Source organism: Limosilactobacillus viscerum, assembly GCF_947387525.1.
Taxonomy (GTDB): Bacteria; Bacillota; Bacilli; order Lactobacillales; family Lactobacillaceae; genus Limosilactobacillus; species Limosilactobacillus viscerum.
In genome coordinates, this window is record NZ_CANDNW010000060.1 from 1 (window position 1) to 1,681 (window position 1,681).

General features: G+C 40.5%; 2 protein-coding genes. One reads left to right on the forward strand and one right to left on the reverse strand.

The features are described 5' to 3' along the window. Positions 1–196: 196 nt before the first annotated feature. A complete protein-coding gene (locus QOS07_RS09175) occupies positions 197–643 on the forward strand; it encodes a DUF3021 domain-containing protein (RefSeq protein WP_283588641.1) in 447 nt (148 codons plus the stop codon). Between the two features lie 84 nt (positions 644–727). Here QOS07_RS09175 and QOS07_RS09180 read toward each other — a convergent pair whose 3' ends face one another. Then, complete coding sequence (locus QOS07_RS09180) at positions 728–1,555, reverse strand: exodeoxyribonuclease III (RefSeq protein ID WP_283588642.1); 828 nt, start codon at positions 1,553–1,555, stop codon at positions 728–730. Positions 1,556–1,681: the final 126 nt, after the last annotated feature.

Sequence of the window (1,681 nt, forward strand, 5' to 3'; positions counted from 1 at the left end):
ATTTTTGAATCAATCAAAAATCATAGTCCGGATTTTACTGTTAGAGAACCAAAAATTAATAGTTAATTCCCAGCCTCATTTTAAAGAAAATTAAAAGTGTTAAAGGATAGGTTAATTAGTTTTCTTAACTACTATATCTTGTTAGTATTTCTAGTATAATTAAGACAACAAATAAAACGAAAGAGAGACTACGAAAATGAAAAAGTATGTTAGTAATGGCCTTTCCTTCGCTGCAATCGGGATAATTATTGGCCTCGCCTTCTCAATTTTCTTCAGTTACCTGGCTGGCAACGGGATCTACTCCCCGTCAAGTTCAACCTTTGTGAGCTACTTTGCTAATCCGCTAGATGCGGTTTCAATTTCAATCGTACTCTGGGGATTGATGGGCTTGGTATTTGGCTATGGTTCAATGATTTTCAGAATCAAAAGCTGGTCAACATTAAAGCAAACAGTTGTTAATTTTCTAGTTTACTTTGTTGCCTTTACACCACTAGCAATCCTTGCTGGTTGGTTCACACTTAACCTCAGCAACTTGATTGGCTTTACCGTAATTTTCATCTTCGCATACGCCTTTTGCTGGATAATATTCTGGATGATTAGCTACGTAAGCAAAGAATTCGATAACATAAGTATTAAGCTTTAACGAAAAGTGTACAGTTGCGAAGACTTTGTTAATAAATAGCCCGCTTACATTCGTCAGATGATGGATGCGAGCGGGCTTATATTTTTATAAATCGATATCCAGCATAATTGGCGTATGGTCACGGCGCTTGCCACTATCAACCATGGTCGAATTTTCAACTTTTTCTGCTAAGCGATCACTAACTAGCCAGTAATCAATTCTCCAGCCAGAATTATTCTGCTTACTAGTGATAACCCGTTGTGCCCACCAAGAGTACGCCCCTTTTTCATCAGGGTGCAAGTAGCGGAAACTATCGGTGAAGCCGGCATTTAATAGCTTAGTAAAATGTTCGCGCTCCTCATCAGTAAAGCCAGCCGAATGGTGATTATTTGCCGGATGGGCCAGGTCGATTTCTTCATGGGCAACGTTGAAATCACCACTAGCGATTACCGGCTTTTTCTTGTCCAACTCTTGCAAGTATTCACGATAATGATCATCCCAAAGTTGGCGTTCGTCTAGCCGCTTTAGTCCGTTACCGGAGTTTGGCGTATAGACTTCAGTAAGGTAAAACGTAGGAAACTCAAGGGTAATGATCCGCCCTTCCTGATCCATCGGTGCCGGGGCACCAATTTCTGGGTATGATACTGAGGGTTGATACTTATCAAGGTAGAGGTACATGGTCCCGGCATACCCTTTTCGTGCTGGCTCAACTGAACTCCGCCAAGCAACCTGATAGCCAGGGAAAAGTTTATCCAGTGCTTGGTAATGCTTTTTAGTTGGGCCGTTTTTGGAAAGTTTAGTCTCCTGGATGGCAATCACATCCGGCTTTAAGTCAAATATTTTTTGCAATACTTCACGCGTTTCACCAGCCCGGGTTGAGGTGCCAGTCAGTGCAGCATTAATTGAATCAATATTCCATGAAATGAATTTCATTATACTTCTCCTTTACAACTGTTTCTGTAGACATTATACCCGTTTTTAAGCTGACGAATTGTCAAACCAAGTGCAACGGTTTCTCAAAAAATACCTCATATGGGGTTTCATAATTTAACACTTTTC